Source organism: Streptomyces sp. TLI_55 (assembly GCF_900206255.1).
GTDB lineage: Bacteria > Actinomycetota > Actinomycetes > Streptomycetales > Streptomycetaceae > Streptomyces > Streptomyces aquilus.
This window is the reverse complement of record NZ_OAOJ01000001.1, coordinates 8,762,813-8,777,714: the sequence shown is the minus strand read 5'-3', so window position 1 is coordinate 8,777,714 and position 14,902 is coordinate 8,762,813. Positions and strand designations below refer to the sequence as shown.

The window sequence follows — 14,902 nt, the reverse complement described above, 5'->3', positions numbered from 1 at the left end:
GAGGAGTGCCGACCGTGTCCGCCAGTTCGACGGACCCTTCGGGGCACAGTCCCCGACCATCCCGCCAGGACTTTCCTGAGCACGGCACAGGGCGGGATGGTGTCGGATGAGTGCCGTGGAAGCCTGGCTCGGCGTGCTGGCCGTCCTCGTACTGACCGCCGGTACCGGCTATTTCGTCGCCCAGGAGTTCGCGTACGTCTCCGCGGACCGGCTGGCCCTCTCCCGGGAGGCGGAAGGCGGGGACAAGAAGGCCGCCCGTGCCCTGACGGTGCTGGAGCGGCTGTCGTTCATGCTGTCCGGCGCGCAGCTGGGCATCACCGTGACCGGTCTGGTCGTCGGCTTCATCGCCGAGCCGTCCGTGTCCGCCCTGCTCAAGCCCGTACTGACCGGCATCGGCATCCCCGAGGGCGCGGTCGGCGGCATCTCGGTCGTGCTGGCCTTCGTGGGCGCGACCGTCGTGCAGATGGTGCTGGGCGAGCTGGCGCCGAAGAACCTCGCGATCGCCGTCCCGGAGCGGCTGGCCAAGGCGCTGGCGCCCTCGACGCTGGCGTATCTGAAGGTCGTCGGGCCGGTCGTGCACATCTTCGACGGCGCCGCCAACCGGCTGCTGCGGAAGGTCGGCATCGAGCCCGTCGAGGAGCTGCACCACGGCGCCACCCTGGAGGAGCTCGGCCATCTGATCGGCGAGTCCCATGAGCAGGGCGAGCTGCCCAAGGACACCGCTGCCCTGATCGACCACGCGCTGGAGTTCTCCGAGCGCACCCTGGACGAGGTGATGGTCCCGCGCGCGGACGCCGTCTTCGTCCGCAAGGACGCTTCCGCCGCCGACGCCGTCGGCCTGATCGGCAAACACGGCCACTCGAACTACCCGGTCCTCGGCGACCACCCCGACGACGTGGCCGGCGTGCTGGGCGTGCGCGAGCTGATGCGACTGCCCGCCGACGGTCTCACCGCCACCACCGCCGGTGCCGTCGCCCGGCGTCCGCTGCTGCTCCCCGACACCCTGCCGCTGCCGGAGGCCGTGGAGCAGATGCGCGCGGCCGACGACGAGTTCGCGGTCGTCCTCGACGAGCACGGCGGAGTCGCGGGGATCGTCACCTACGAGGACATCGCCGAGGAACTGGTCGGTGACATCGCCGACGAGACCGACCAGGTCATCGAGGTCGCCGTGCCTGATGGCGAGGGCTGGCTGGTGGACGCCGGGCGGCGCCTCGACGAGGTCGCCGAGGCCACCGGCATCGAGCTGCCCGAGGAGGAGGACTACGACACCGTGGCCGGCCTCGTCGTGGACCGCCTCGGCCGCTTCCCGGCCATCGGTGACGGGCTCACCGTCGAACTCGCCGACGGGGGACGCGTGATGATCGGCGTACGCACCCTGGACCGGCATGTGCCGGAGCGAGTCCGTATCGAGAAGACGGAGGAGCAGGCATGAGTTTCCCGATGGCGCTCTTCGTCACCGTGCTGCTGCTGATCGGCAGCGGCTTCTTCGTCGCTGCGGAGTTCGCGCTCGTCGCCGCCAAACGCCACCGCATGGAGAAGGCGGCCGCCGAAGGCCGCAGCGGCGCGAAGGCCGCGCTCGCCGGTATGCGGGAGCTGTCGCTGATGCTGGCCGGCGCCCAACTCGGCATCACCGTCTGCACCCTGGGCCTGGGCTCGGTCTCCAAGCCCGCCATCTCCCACGAACTCGACCCGCTGCTGCACAAGGTGGGCCTGCCCAGCGCTGTGAGCTACGGCATCGCCTTCGCCGTGGCCATGATCGTGGTCGTGTTCCTGCACATGGTGGTCGGCGAGATGGCCCCCAAGTCCTGGGCCATCGCCCACCCCGAGCGCTCCGCGATGCTGCTGTCCCCGCCGTTCCGGGCCGTGGTCAAGGTCGTACGCCCCCTGCTCGCGATCCTCAACCGGATCAGCAACGCACTCGTACGACTGTGCCGGGTCACCCCGCGCGACGAGCTGGCCTCGGTCCACAACCGCGAGCAACTCACCCACCTCGTCGAGGAGTCCGAACGCCTCGGCCTCATCAGCGAGACCGACTCCGAACTGCTCACCCGCTCGCTCGTCGAGCCCGAGACACCGGTCACCGCCCTTCAGATCCCCGCCGCGCAGATCACCTCGATCGCCGGGGACGCGGGCGTCGAGGAGATCCTGCGCGTGGCCGGCGCCGGCGACCGCACCCGGCTGCTGGTCCGCGACGGTGACACCGTCGTCGGCTCGGTGCACGCCCGCGACGCCCTCGTGGCCCGCGCGCAGGGTCGTACCGCCGCCGCCCGGGCGCTGGCGCGACCGGTGCCGGAGCTGGCCGAGGAGACCACGGTCGGCGACGCGATCGAGCTGCTGCGCGGACGCCGAGCCTCGCTGGCCGTCGTACGGGACGGGTCCGGTCGTCTGACGGGCATGGTGACGCTGGACGACCTGCTCGCCCGTTATCTGCAGCCGCAGTCGGCCTGATCGGCCGCACCGGTGACGTCCGGGCAGGGGCCCCGGACGCCACCGGGCAGGTCAGGTGCGCGCCGGGGGCTCGTCCTGCTCCTTGAGCGCCTTGGCCTCGCTCTTGAAGATCCGGGCGGCCTTGCCCGCCGAACGTGTCAGCTCGGGCAGTTTCTTGATGCCGAGGACCACCACCACGACGAGAAGGATCAGGGCCAGTTCACTCATGCCGAACATCAGGTCTGCTCTCCCGGCGAGGCGATAGTGTCTACAGTGCTGTAGAAGTCTCTCCTGAACGTGACCACTCAACAAGCCCCTTCTCCGGCCTGACCACTCGGCGTTGTTCCCGCCGTCTCCGAAGCGAACCCCTCGCGCAGCTTCAGCGGGGCCACCCCGTGCCAGCGGCGGACAGCGCGGCGCAGGGCGCGTTCGTCGGAGAAGCCCGCCTGGCGGGCCACCTCGCGGAGGGTGAGGTGAGGGCGGTGCAGGAGCAGTTCGACACGCTCACGGCGGACGCCCTCGACGATCGCCTCGTAGGAGGTGCCGCAGTCGGCCAGACGGCGGCGCAGCGTCCGCTCGCTCGACGCGTGTCTGCGGGCCTGCTCGGAGAAGGACGGGACGACCGGGAGGCTCTGCGCGACGGAGATCTCCAGGATTTCCAGCAGGTCCTGCTGCCGGCGGCGGGAGGCCATCTGCCCTTCGAGGAGTTCCAGCGTCGAGGCGTAGGTGACCGGATCGCGGCCCGGCATCGGCCGGTTGATCCATGCCTGCGGTACCACCAGCCGGTTGCGGGAGGCACCGAAGCGCAGCGGGCAGCGGAAGAGGTCGCGGAAGGGCTGGACGTCGCGCGGGGCGGCGAAGGCGAAGTGGACCTCCTGAGGTGCGAGGCCGGCATCGGCGGCGAGGCGGCCCAGCGTGACGACGCTCGAGAACGCCTCCTCGACCAGGAAGACGGCGACGTCCGGGTCGATCATCGGGTCCGGGAGGTCGGCTCGGACCACGTAGTCGGACCCCTCCCGGCCCGCCGACCAGACCGTCATCGCCCCGGACACGTTCTGGAAGCGGACCCCCGCCTCGATGGCGGCCCGGAGGGTGTCGCCGGCGAGCATGGCGAAGCCCACCAGCCCCCAGGCGGTGAGGTGCTGCGCCGCTCCGACCCGCAGGCCCAGGTTCTCGTCCCCGGTGAGTTCGACAGCGCGCCGGATGACGGCACTGCCCTGGCGGTAGGAGACGCGCAGGGCCGCCGAGCGCATCAGGGTCTCGGTGAGACCGACCTGGTCCAGTTCCGGCTGCAGGTCGACTCCGTACTCCTCGGTGATCTGGCGCAGGTAGCGCAGAATGTTCGGGGAGATCGTCGCCGACGTGCTGCGGGTGGTGCCGCTGTCCGGACGGGGTGCCTCGGTCATGGCTTCTCTCCAGGGCCGTGCTCGCGACCACTTTAGGCATATGCGTGCGGTGGCGGCCGCGCTAGCGGGTACGGATCCAGATGGTCTTCTCCCTGGTCCACTGCGCGAAGGCGTCGGTGGACCGCTCCGCCCCGCCGAATCCTGACTGTTTCCAGCCGCCGAACGGGGCGGTGATGTCGCCCTCGCTGTAGGAGTTGACGGAGACCACTCCGGCGTGGATGCCGCGGGCGAGGCGGAAGGCGGTGTCGAGGTCGTGGGTCCACAGTGAGGCGGCGAGGCCGTAGGGGGTGGCGTTCGCCGTCCGGATCGCCTCCTGCTCGGAGGCGAAGGTCTGGACGGTGACCACGGGGCCGAACAGTTCCTCGGTGAGGACCCGGCTGCCGTCGGGGGCGCCGACGACGACGGTGGGCGGGTAGTAGGCCCCGCGCGGGTGCAGGCCCGCCGGCAACCCGGCGGTGTGGGCCACGGCCCCGGCGGCGACCGCCTCGTCCACGGCGCCGGCCACCCGGTCGCGGGCCACGGTGCTGATCAGCGGTCCCGTACGGGTGTCCGGCTTGGCCGGGTCGCCGATGACCAGGGCACCGGCGGCGGCCGTGAACCGGGCGACGACCTCGGCGGCGATGTCCTCGTGGACCAGGATCCGGGAGCCGGCCGTGCAGTTCTGGCCCATCGTCAGGAACGCGGCCTCGATCATGTCGTCGATGAGGTCGACGCCGAAGTCCAGCGCGTCCGGCATCAGCACCTGGGGGCTCTTGCCACCCATCTCCAGGGAGACCCGCTTGAAGTTGGTCTCCGCGGCGTCGGCCAGGATCCGCCGTCCGGTCGCCGTCGAGCCGGTGAACGACAGCGCGCCGATCCCGGGGTGGCGGGCCAGCGCCCGGCCGGCTTCCGCGCCATAGCCGGGCAGCACGGCGAGGGTGCCGTCCGGCAGTCCCGCCTCCGCCGCCAGCCGGGCCACGTGCAGGGCCGAGCGCGGGGTCGCCTCGGCAGGCTTGAGCAGCAGGCTGTTGCCCGCGGCGAGGGCGGGTCCGATCTTCCACGCGGCCATGGCGAGCGGGTAGTTCCAGGGCAGGACGGCGGCGACCGCTCCGACGGGTTCCCGGCTCATCAGACCCAGGTGGTCGGGGCCGGTGGGGGCGGTGCGGCCGAAGACCTTGTCGGCCGCCTCCGCGAACCAGCGGATCGACTCGATCGCGCCCGGCACATCGCCGGTACGGCACTCCGTGATGGGTTTGCCCGCGTCCTCGCAGTCCAGACGGGCCAGGATCTCGGCGTCGCGTTCCATCAGCTCGGCGAGGCGCAGCAGGACCGCGGCCCGCTCCCGGGGCGGCCGGGCCGCCCACACCCCGCTGTCGAAGACGCGGTGCGCCCGGTCCACGGCCGTGTCCACCTCCCTCGCGCCGGCGGCGGGCAGGGTGTCGAGGGTCTCCCCGGTGGCCGGGTTGACGACGGCGAGCAGGTGGTCGTTCGTGTGTGTGGTCACGGTCATGCCTCCTGCACCAGTTCCCAGCGGCCGTCAACCTGGCGGGCCAGTCCTCTGCCGCGCAGATCCTCCAGATACCGGGCCAGGCCACGCTCGCCGCGTTTGCGGAAGAGCGGCAGAAGCCGTGGCAGAAGGTTCGGCGCCAGCATGGAGAAGCGGACCAGGAGCGACTCCGAGACACGTGGGTACGCTTCGAGCCGCGGCCGGTCGAGCAGGCTCACCACCGCGGCGACCACGTCGGACGGCTGCTGGGGCGGGTCCTGGAACTGCAGGGAGTTGCCGCCGTCGACGGCCTCCCGGCGCAGCATCGGGGTGTCGGTGGCCGACGGCAGCACCGAGCCGACGCGAATGCCCTTGGTGCCCAGGTCGAGGGCGATGGACAGCATCGCGCCGCGCAGCCCGAACTTCGACGCCGCGTAGATCGGGGTCTCCCCCTGGGGAAAGATGCCGGCGAGGGACACCGTGGTGACGACCCGGGGATCGGCGGAGGCCTTCAGCAGGGGAACGGCCAGCCGGGTGGCCACCAGCGGGGAGATCAGGTTGAGGTCGATCTCCCGCTCGATGGTCTCCACCGAGCGCACGTCGAACCGCTCGGTGCTGGTCATACCGACGTTGTTGACCAGCACATCGAGGCGGCCGAAGGCGACGGCGACCTGTTCGAAGAGGTCCGCGACCCCGGCCCGGTCCAGCAGGTCGCAGCCGAGCCCCAGGTGGCCCGCGCCGGGCAGGCTGTCCGCGACCCGCCGCGCACGCTCACCGTCGATGTCGACGACGACGCACACCGCGCCGCCGCTCGCGAACCGCCGGCACAGCGCGCTGCCGATGCCACCCGCGCCGCCGGTCACCAGCATGATCTTGCCGGTGTAGTCGTAGCCGCTCATGCCACCGTCTCCTTGCCCCGGACGGTCCGCATGGCCGGCGCGCGGCCCTCGGTGGGCCAGCCCATGGCGGCGGCGACCTTGGTGAGGTATTTGGTGTAAGCGGCGCTGTCGACGTAGCCGGTGTGGCGCGGGGAGTCCACGAACCGCAGACCGCCTGACAGGTCCGGGCGGTCACCGCGGATCATGCCGGCGAACCGCGCGGCGTTCGGCAGACCCTGGCGGCTGTCCTGGATGAAACCGGCGATCAACTGGGCCTGGGCGTCGAAGAGTTGGTAGGCGCCGGAGTTGGTCTCGATGAAGCCGACGCCGAACAGCCCCTCGTGCTCGCGGGAGAACGACGACAGGTACAGGTCGGGGTGCTGCTCGTCGCCGAAGTAGGCCTGCGCGACGGGCACTTTGTGCACATAGCCGGTCGCCAGCAGGATCAGGTCGAAGTCGTTGCTGCTGCCGTCGGTGAAGTGGACGGTACGGCCCTCGGCGCGCAGGACGCCCGGACGCGCGGTGACGTCGCCGTGCTGCAGGTGGTGCAGGAGCATCGAGTTGACCGTGGGGTGGGTCTCGAAGAGCTTGTGGTCCGGCTTCTGCAGGCCGAGACGGGTCGGATCGCCGTTGATGATCCGCAGGAGCGCGCCGAACAGCTTCTGCTCCAGCCACTTCGGCAGCCGGGGACCGACGCCTTCGAGGGTGTCCACGGGCCTGCCGAACAGGTGCTTGGGGATGAACCAGTAACCGCGGCGCATGCTGATCTCCGCGTGGTCGGCGGCACGGGCCGCGTCGCACGCGATGTCGCAGCCGGAGTTGCCCGCGCCGACCACCAGGACCCGCTTGCCGCGCAGTTCGTCGCTGCTGCGGTAGCCGACGGTGTGCCGGATCTCGCCGCTGAAGTCACCCGGGATCTCGGGGATGTTGGGGTGCCACTGCGAACCGGTGCAGACCACCACCTGCGCGTGCCGGCTGGTGCGCCCGTCGGCACGGGTGACCGTCCAGGTGCCGTCCGCGTTCTTCGCCACGTCGCGCACCGCGATGCCGAACTCGATGCGTTCCGACAGCCCGTACGCCTCGGCGAACGACGTCAGATACGACAGGATCTGCCGCCGCGGCGGGTAGTCGGCGAAGTGCCCGGGCATCGGCCAGCCGCCGAAGCCCGAGAGGGTCTTGCTGGAGATGAAATGGGCCGACTCGTACATCGGGCTGCCCGGGTTGTCGATGTCCCACAGACCGCCCGGACCGGTGTGCCGCTCGATGTGCGTGTACGCAAGCCCTCGCTCACCCAGCGCCCGTGCAACCGCCAGGCCGGCAGGACCGGCCCCGATGACACACGTGTCGAATTCGGACTCCTTCACGAGTCCACCTCCTCTCGTCGCCCCTTTCGGCGTGAGAGGAACTTAGGCGGCACGCAACCACCGGCGGACTGGCCCGTGCGGCCACAAAGGGGGCCGCAGCGGCCAGCCCACTGACCGCCCGGCGCACCACGAACCCCGTCCGTTTTCCGACGGCCGGGCTGCGGGCCGCCAGGGTCCCCCGTGTGGCCGTCAGTGTCCTCCTGCGGGTCGGTGCGGATTTCTACGGTTGCTCCCGTCCGCTTTCTACGGCTGCTCCCACCCGCCGCTCCCATCCCCGCACGCCGGCCGATCCATGGTCCGTGACAGGAAGAGGGTCCCCCATGACCGCATCCGTCGGAGCGACCGCTCCGCCCCGGTCCACGAGCGGCGGCTCGCTCGCGGGAGCCCGGCGGGTCACGGCCACCGTGTTCGCCGCCCAGGGCATGGCGGTGGCCGCCGTGTCCACCACGGTGCCCGCCGTGGAGGGCCGGCTGGGGCTGTCGTCCCTGGCGATGACCGCCCTCACGATCGCCCTGACCCTGTCCGCGGGCGCCGGCAGCTTCGCGGGCCTGGCCGCCGTACGCCGCTGGGGTCCCGTCGCCGTCATGCGCGCGGCGGTGCTGACCGCGGCCGCCACCCTGCTGTCCGTGGCGTGGTCACCCGGCCGCGCCGCCGCCTCGGCGGCCTACGTCCTCTTCGGGCTCGCCCTGGGCGCCATCGACGTGTCCGTCAACACCCGCGCGGCCACCGTCGAACGCCAATACGGGCGCAGCATCCTCTCCTCCTTCTACGCCGCGTGGAGCGCCGCGGGCGTGGCAGCCGCGCTGCTGACGGCGGGCCTCTCCCGGCTGGGCTGGCCCGTCCAGTACGTCCTGACCGCGCACGCCGTACTGGTGGCCCTCCTGGCGCTGACCGTCCGGCCGCACGCCCTCGCGCCCACACCCTCCTCGACCAGCGACCGCCCGGCGCCGGACGAAGAGATCCCGGGGCGGCGGGTGTGGGCGCGGCTCGTCCCCTTCGGCGTCGTTCTGCTCGTCGCCTACGTCGTCGACTCCACGGTCTCGGCCTGGTCGACGGCCTACCTTCACCAGACGCTCGGCGCGTCCCTGGCCGCCGCGCCGCTCGCATACGCGGCCTACCAGGCGGGCACGGTGACCGGCCGGGCGGGCGCCGACCTCATGGTGCGCCGGATCGGGGCGGCGGCGGTGGTCCGCGTCGCGGCCCTGCTGGCGGCCGCCGCGCTGACCGGTCTCGCGGTGGCCCCGAGCTGGCCGTACGCGGTCGTCGCGGCCTGCGGCGCGGGCCTCGGAATCGCCGCCCTCACCCCGTTGTGCGTCGCCGCGGCCGGCCGACTGCGCCCCGGGGCCCCCGAGACGGTGCTGGCCCGACTCAACGTCTTCAACTACGTCGGCGTGCTCGTGGGAGCCGGCGCGAGCGGGGGTCTGGGGGCTACGGGCCACTTCCGCATCGCCTACGCGATACCGGCTGCCCTCGCCGTGACCCTGGTGCTCACGGCGCGCTTCTTCCGCCCGACGGCACCCGCACCGCTCGGCGCATGAATGGCGATCTCGTGCCTGGCGGCGGAGCATGCTGGTGAGCGTACGAACGTCGGGAGGGGGCTGGGATGCGGTGGTGGGCCGGAGGTTGCGCGATCGTCGCGGTGCTGGTCCTGGCCGCGTGCGGCACGTCAGGCGAGGGCGGAGCGACGGCGGGCGGTCCGTCGGGGAGCCCTTCGGAGACACCTTCGGCCAGCACGCCGTCTCCTTCGGAGACACCTTCGGCCAGCACGGCGTCTCCTTCGGAGACACCTTCGGCCGGCACGCCGTCTCCTTCCGCCACCGACTGTGTCGCGGGCCGGACGGAGGTCACGGTCGCGCCGGGTGACCCGGTCCGGCGGCAGTTGTGCGTGCGGCCCGGAACGGTGATCTCGCTCGTCCTGAAGCCCCGTACGGACGACAAGCGGTGGACGGCCGCGCGGAGTTCGGCACCGGTCTTCGTCCTGATGTCGGGATGGCGGGTGGACGCGGACGGCACGGCGCACGCCTCGCTGCGATGCGCGGGCACCCGGGGCGGCAGCGCCAAGGTCACCGCTTCGGCGAAGGCGCCCGATGTGGCGGGCGCGGCACGCGTGGCGTTCACGCTGGACATCAAAGTGGTCCCGTACCCGCAGGAGGGGTGACCCCGAGAGCCGGGATCACCCCTCCGTTCACCCTCGCGTGTGCGTCAGCCGCAGTCGCGCACCTTGAAGGTGTGGATGCCGCGTCCATGGGTGGCCGCGTAGAGGGTGCTGCCGTCCGGGCTCAGCTTCAGCTGGAGCACGGCGACGGCCGGGAGCGATCCGACCCGCTGCCACTTGGTACGGCCCGGGGCGCGGTAGACGACGCCCAGGTCGGTGGCGACGGCGAGGCCGCCGTTCGGTGTGACGACCGCGGAGTTGGTCGGCACGTCCGGCAGGTTGGCGGAGATGTCCTTCCAGGTGGTGCCGCCGTCGGTGGACTCGAAGACGTGGCCGACGCCGGCGCCGGGACCCTCGGTCCAGTGCCGGGAGAAGCCGTTGACGGCGAGGTAGACGTGGGCGGAGTTCTTCGGGTCGATGCCGAACCCGCTGAGGTAGCGGTTGGGCACGGTGCCGTCCACGGGCAGGGTGATGTCGTGCCAGCCGGTGCCGTCCGCGTTGCCGACGGAGATGCCGCGGGCGAAGCCCTGGTTGTTGCAGGGGCCGCACCAGGCCGCGTACACCTTGCCGCCGGAGGAAGCGACGGCGGTCGCGGTGCGGCCGGCACCCAGGTCGTAGACGCTCTTCCACTCGTCGCCGCTGCGGATGGCGTAGCCATGGGTCTGCACCCACACATGCCGGCCGCCCGCGATCCACGTCGAGCTGTCCTTCAGGTCGGCCGCGAGCGGGGCGATGAAGCGGGCCTCGCCGGTGGCGTTGTCGGCCGGGGCCACACCGTACGACGTGATCTTGCTGGGGTCGTCGACCCAGGAGCCGTCGTTGACCGCGCAGTTCTGGGTGACCTGGACGGCGAGGTAGACGTATTCCTCGGCGATGTTGCAGCCGTTGGCCGGGTCGGTGAGGGTGTCGCCGCCGTCACCGCCGAAGTTGGAGCCCATCACCTTGTCGTTGCTGCGCAGGATGGACTGGCCGTTGTCCTGAAGGCCGCCGGTGACGGACAGGCCACCGTACGTCGGGTCCTTGCCGACGCCCACCGAGTAGTACTGGAGGGTGTCCATCGTGCCGTCGTTGAGCGAGGTCCAGTCGGTGGCGTGCCCGGAGGCGTCCTGGGAGCCGGTGAGGGGGCGCTTGTAGACGCCGCCGTCGTTGCCCACGTACACCCAGGTCTTGCCGTGGTAGCGGCCGATCGCGACGCCGTGCTGGTCGGGGTGGGTGGTCTGGTTGCAGTCGCCGGTCTGCTTGGCCGGGTCGATGCTCCAGCAGGGGAAGCCGAAGTTCCAGTACGGGCCGACGGCCGACCAGTTGCTGCCGCCGTCCTTGGTCTCGAAAACCTCCTCGAGCCCGGCGTACACATGCTCGGGATCGCTCGGGTCGACGGTGAGGAACTGGTTGTACCAAGCCTGCACGCCCGGCATGTAGCCGCTGTCGGTCAGTGCCGAGCCGCTCGCGGCAAGCCCCTTGTAGTCGGCGATCTTCGTCCAAGGGCCGGCGGGAGAGCCGGACTTGGAGACGAAGATGCCCTCCAGACCGCTGTCGGGGTTGGTGTTCAGTTGCTCCGGGGACTGGTCGATGGCGTAGTAGCGCGAACCGTCGGCGGAGCGGGCGAACGTGACGTTGCCGACGCCGTCCGCGTCCGTGGGCAGGTCACCGAAGCCGCTCGTGATCCGCGTCCAGGCGCCGTTCACCTTGGCGTAGAAGCCGTTGTAGTCGTCCCCGCTGCGCCACCCGACCGCGAGCACAACCTTGCCGGGGTTCTTCGGGTCGATCGCGATGTCGTTGGCGATGTTCTTGTACGGGGCCGACTCGTCGTCGGCCTTCGAACCGCCCGGCAGATAGTCGGGGTTGGGTGCGAACTCCTGCTTCCAGGCGCCGCTGAGCTTCTTCGTGGAATGGCTCCACACGCCGGTGCTGGTCGCCGCCCACACCTTGCCGCCGCCGAAGCGCAGGTGGTGGATGGTGGTGGACTCCAGTTCGTCGCCGCCGACCCGGGTGCGCGCGGAGAACGTGCCGTGGTGCGGGTCGGACAGGAGATACACGCCGCTGCCCAGGTAGGCGTCCGCGTTGGTGGTCGCCTCGCCGGTGCCCAGCCACAGCCGGCCGGCCCCGTCGAGCGCGAGCGCTCCGGTGGACTGCGAGGACAGCCGGTCGCTGATGGGCTGCCAGCGCCCGCCACCCGTCCGCGACCGCCACACCCCGCCACCGGCGCTGCCCGCGTACACGTACCCGTCGTCGTCAGCCGCCAGCGCGGCCATCCGGCCGGTGACATAACCCGCGCCACCACTGGAGTTGGAGGCGTAGTCGCGGTACCGCGGGTCGTCGGAGTCGTAGGGCCGGTCGGTCACATGTCGCCAACTGCCGCCGGTGCCAGGCAGTTTGGTCAGGCTCGTCCAGGCGGCGCCGTAAGCGCCCGGTGCGACGACACCGGGTGAGGTGCGGGCCTCGGCGTACTGAGCCGCACCCTCCGCTATCTCGTCCGCCTCGTTGCCGTCGTCGTCCTCCGCCGACAGGCTGGGCCTCATGGCGCCCACCGACTGCTCGCGCGCGGCGGCGAGTTGGGCCACGGTACGCACCCCGAAGGGACTGCTGCCTGCGCCGGGCGCCGCGCCGGCGGGTATCGCGATGAGTGCTGCGGAAGCCGCGATGGCGGAGATCGTGAGCCATCGTCTCTTACGGGTTGATGCTGACACCAGATCCTCCGAAACGGGTGGTTGTACAGCCGTCGTGGAGTACCCGACCACCGTCGACAGAGGGTGTCCGGAATTTGACAAGCCTTTGACCGGAACCTGCCACAAGCCGCTGCCGGGAGTCATCGAGCAACGCGGACGATCTCGCTCAGGGGGCGTGGCTCGGGTGGGCGGACGATGACGTTGAGGACGCTGCGGGGCAGCCGTTCGCTACCGATGCGGCTGCTCATGACGACGGTGTCGGAAATCGACGTCGGCGGCTCCACCGTCGGGAAGCCGCCTGGTTCCCGATGGTTGGTGAACTGTCGCCGCCGCCGTCGTCCAGGCCTTCTTCCCCGGCGAGGAGGGCGGCCCGGCGCTCGCCGGGGTGCTCTCCGGACGGACGGACGGTCGTACACGACGTTCGCCCACGACGGGTTCGAGGTGAGCGCCGCAGAGGCCGCCACCGACGGTACGGTCGAGCTCAGTTGCCTGGTCCGCAACACCGGTGACCTCCCCGACTCCGAGGTCGACCGGCCCCGACCACCACCGCATCGTCGAACCGGGCGAGATCACCGTGGAACTCGACACCTCCAGCCTTACACCGACTGAGTCACCACCTCTCCCCCATCCGCCCGCGCCCGGGCCACCAGCGCCCGGGCGTTCACCAACGGAGAGGGGCGTCCGAGTAATGCGTACTCTCTGGACCCGGCATGGGTACCCGAGTCGTTCCGATCAGGATCAGGCGGCAAGTCCCCTGCCGAGCGTTCTGTCGATGGCGATCCGCGTGAGCCAGCCTAGGCCCGCGGTGAAAAGTGGTGGCCATACGACCGGTCCGAGGGAGTAGAGGACCACTACCGCAAGCGGTATCCACACGCGATGCACCGACTGGTAGAGGAGACCGGGTGGGCGGGCCCCCGCCAGCCGTGCCAGGTCGGGCAGCGCGAAGAACACCAGCGCGGCACCTGTCGTCGTAAGGCCGTACTTGACGCTCTCGAATCCCGCGAAGGCGATCAGGAAGAGTGCCAGAGCGCCCCAACCTGCTTTCCTCACCCACCCCTTGCCGCTTTGAACGCCCTCGCTTGTCATGGCCTCAGCGTAGTCACGAGACCCTGTCCGTCAGGCGGCCCTCCGCGAACACCCCGCCCCTGCCCGAGGTGCCCGTCGACGGAGGTCAGAACCTGGCCTCGACAGAGAGCGCGGATTGCGTAGGTTCGAGTGCCTTCCCAGCCCTCGAAATCGACCGCCACGACCTTGAGTTTGTGGTGAACTCGCAAAAATTTGACGGGGGTTATGGAAGAGGACAAGAATTCGAGTCGCTCACTGCGTCTGAAGTGAGCCAAGTGACGTGAGTGGCTTGTCGCCGGACTTCTTGGTCCCCGTACCTGTAGGCCACTCGCGCCCATCCACCTCCCACACCCCCGATCCACAGAGGCAGATCTTGACGCGCTCCCCCCGCTCCAGAACCTCGGCCGCCCTCGCCGCAAGCGCTCTCTTCGCCTGCGCCACCCCCCTGCTCGCGGCCGCTTCCGCGCACGCCACGACGGCAGGCGGCTGCCAGTCCGCCACCGTGCAGTACCGCATCGTCGACGCAGACGGAAAGCCGGTCGGCGCCGACTGGACCTCGCAGGGCGGCTTCCACCAGTGGGACGCCGCTCCCGGCACGGTCGAGGTGCGCCTGGCCCCGGGACAGACGGTCGGCGACGACTGCAAGTACCCGGTGTCGCTGGCCGAGTACACCACCGAAGGCTCCAACTGGTACACCTCCGGCCACCAGACCCTCGTCGACCACGCAACCGTGTACCTCACCGCGGCCGACCTCGCGGACTCGGGCAGCGACAAGCACACCTGGCAGAAGCTGACGGTGAAGACGCCCGACTGCTATGGGCAGATCGACCTGTACGGCGACGACATCATCTACGACGGCAAGACGGAGGAGGGCCACGGCCCGGCCCCGTACCAGCCCGACAACGTCGTGACCCCGTACCACCTCATCGCCGCGTGGAACGGCGGGGACAAGGCCTGCACTCCCGACAAGCCCGGCTCCCCCACCCCGACGCCCTCGGAGTCGACGCCGGACACCCCGAGCACGCCGCCCACCAGCCAGCCGCCGGCCGAGGAGACGACTCCTCCCGCCACGCCCACGAAGCCGTCCACCGAGACCACCCCGCCCACCACCCCGGACGTCCCGCCGGTGGAGTCGACCCCGCCCACCACCCCGACGCCCTCGCCCAGCGACAGCACCCCGCCCCTGGCCGAGACCGGCTCCAGCGCACCGGTCGGCCTGATAGCCGGCGGCGCCGCCGTGGTGATCGCCGTCGGCGCCGGCGCGATCTACACGACCCGCCGCACCCGCCGCTCCTGACCACAGCCGCGGGGCAAGACGTCACACCGTAGGACGTCTCGCAGCTCCGCCCAACCCACACCTCCATCCGACGTGCAGGAGGCTGGGCGGCGGAGCTGCCACAACAGAGTGACCCCGCGCATCACCGGACGAACCCCGCCGAGTCACCAACTCACGAACCAACCTCGACCCACTTGGCC

The 14,902-nt window shown here is 71.0% G+C and carries 12 protein-coding genes and 1 pseudogene; 6 read left to right on the top strand and 7 right to left on the bottom strand.

From position 1 onward, the window contains the following. Positions 1-106 precede the first annotated feature (106 nt). Both CRP56_RS40190 and CRP56_RS40185 read left to right on the top strand, forming a co-directional pair. Positions 107-1,432 carry a hemolysin family protein gene (locus CRP56_RS40190; RefSeq protein WP_097272656.1) on the top strand — a complete coding sequence of 442 codons (1,326 nt, stop codon included), beginning with the start codon at positions 107-109 and terminating at the stop codon, positions 1,430-1,432. Beyond that, positions 1,429-2,448 (top strand): hemolysin family protein, encoded by a 1,020-nt coding sequence (locus CRP56_RS40185; protein ID WP_097272654.1) that lies wholly within the window; start codon positions 1,429-1,431, stop codon positions 2,446-2,448. Before CRP56_RS40190 ends, CRP56_RS40185 begins: the two co-directional genes overlap by 4 nt. A 51-nt stretch (positions 2,449-2,499) precedes the next feature. Here the strand turns inward: CRP56_RS40185 and CRP56_RS40180 are convergent, their stop codons facing one another. From CRP56_RS40180 to CRP56_RS40160, 5 genes are all read right to left on the bottom strand, one after another. Further along, the gene (locus CRP56_RS40180) at positions 2,500-2,664 is read right to left on the bottom strand and encodes a twin-arginine translocase TatA/TatE family subunit (RefSeq protein ID WP_097272652.1); all 165 of its coding nucleotides are present in this window, start codon (positions 2,662-2,664) and stop codon (positions 2,500-2,502) included. 68 nt (positions 2,665-2,732) lie between these two features. Then, a complete protein-coding gene (locus CRP56_RS40175; protein ID WP_097272650.1) occupies positions 2,733-3,833 on the bottom strand; it encodes an AraC family transcriptional regulator in 1,101 nt (366 codons plus the stop codon). Positions 3,834-3,894: 61 nt separating this feature from the next. Then, positions 3,895-5,322 (bottom strand): aldehyde dehydrogenase family protein, encoded by a 1,428-nt coding sequence (locus CRP56_RS40170; protein ID WP_097272648.1) that lies wholly within the window; start codon positions 5,320-5,322, stop codon positions 3,895-3,897. Then, positions 5,319-6,197 carry an SDR family NAD(P)-dependent oxidoreductase gene (locus CRP56_RS40165; RefSeq protein WP_097272646.1) on the bottom strand — a complete coding sequence of 293 codons (879 nt, stop codon included), beginning with the start codon at positions 6,195-6,197 and terminating at the stop codon, positions 5,319-5,321. Before CRP56_RS40165 ends, CRP56_RS40170 begins: the two co-directional genes overlap by 4 nt. After that, positions 6,194-7,540 carry a flavin-containing monooxygenase gene (locus CRP56_RS40160; RefSeq protein WP_097272644.1) on the bottom strand — a complete coding sequence of 449 codons (1,347 nt, stop codon included), beginning with the start codon at positions 7,538-7,540 and terminating at the stop codon, positions 6,194-6,196. The genes CRP56_RS40165 and CRP56_RS40160 overlap by 4 nt, the downstream gene beginning before the upstream one ends. Positions 7,541-7,860: 320 nt before the next feature. On the opposite strand from CRP56_RS40160, the gene CRP56_RS40155 reads away from it, so the two are divergent. Both CRP56_RS40155 and CRP56_RS40145 read left to right on the top strand, forming a co-directional pair. Continuing rightward, the gene (locus tag CRP56_RS40155) at positions 7,861-9,078 is read left to right on the top strand and encodes an MFS transporter (protein WP_097272641.1); all 1,218 of its coding nucleotides are present in this window, start codon (positions 7,861-7,863) and stop codon (positions 9,076-9,078) included. 362 nt (positions 9,079-9,440) lie between these two features. Further along, positions 9,441-9,698, top strand: a complete 258-nt coding sequence (locus CRP56_RS40145) for an acetyl-CoA synthetase (RefSeq protein WP_257041610.1) — start codon at positions 9,441-9,443, stop codon at positions 9,696-9,698. 44 nt (positions 9,699-9,742) lie between these two features. On the opposite strand, the gene CRP56_RS40140 is transcribed toward CRP56_RS40145, so the two are convergent. Beyond that, entirely contained in the window at positions 9,743-12,382 is a 2,640-nt protein-coding gene (locus CRP56_RS40140) for a glycosyl hydrolase (RefSeq protein WP_097272635.1), read from the bottom strand. 307 nt (positions 12,383-12,689) lie between these two features. Between CRP56_RS40140 and CRP56_RS49360 the strand changes: the two are divergent. Continuing rightward, positions 12,690-12,889, top strand: a pseudogene (locus tag CRP56_RS49360) (hypothetical protein); the annotation flags it as partial. Positions 12,890-13,099: 210 nt separating this feature from the next. Here CRP56_RS49360 and CRP56_RS40130 read toward each other — a convergent pair. Continuing rightward, a complete protein-coding gene (locus CRP56_RS40130; protein ID WP_097272633.1) occupies positions 13,100-13,447 on the bottom strand; it encodes a DUF4260 family protein in 348 nt (115 codons plus the stop codon). 352 nt (positions 13,448-13,799) lie between these two features. Here CRP56_RS40130 and CRP56_RS40125 point away from each other — a divergent pair, with 352 nt between their 5' ends. Next, positions 13,800-14,723 (top strand): LAETG motif-containing sortase-dependent surface protein, encoded by a 924-nt coding sequence (locus CRP56_RS40125; RefSeq protein ID WP_097272631.1) that lies wholly within the window; start codon positions 13,800-13,802, stop codon positions 14,721-14,723. Positions 14,724-14,902 lie beyond the last annotated feature (179 nt).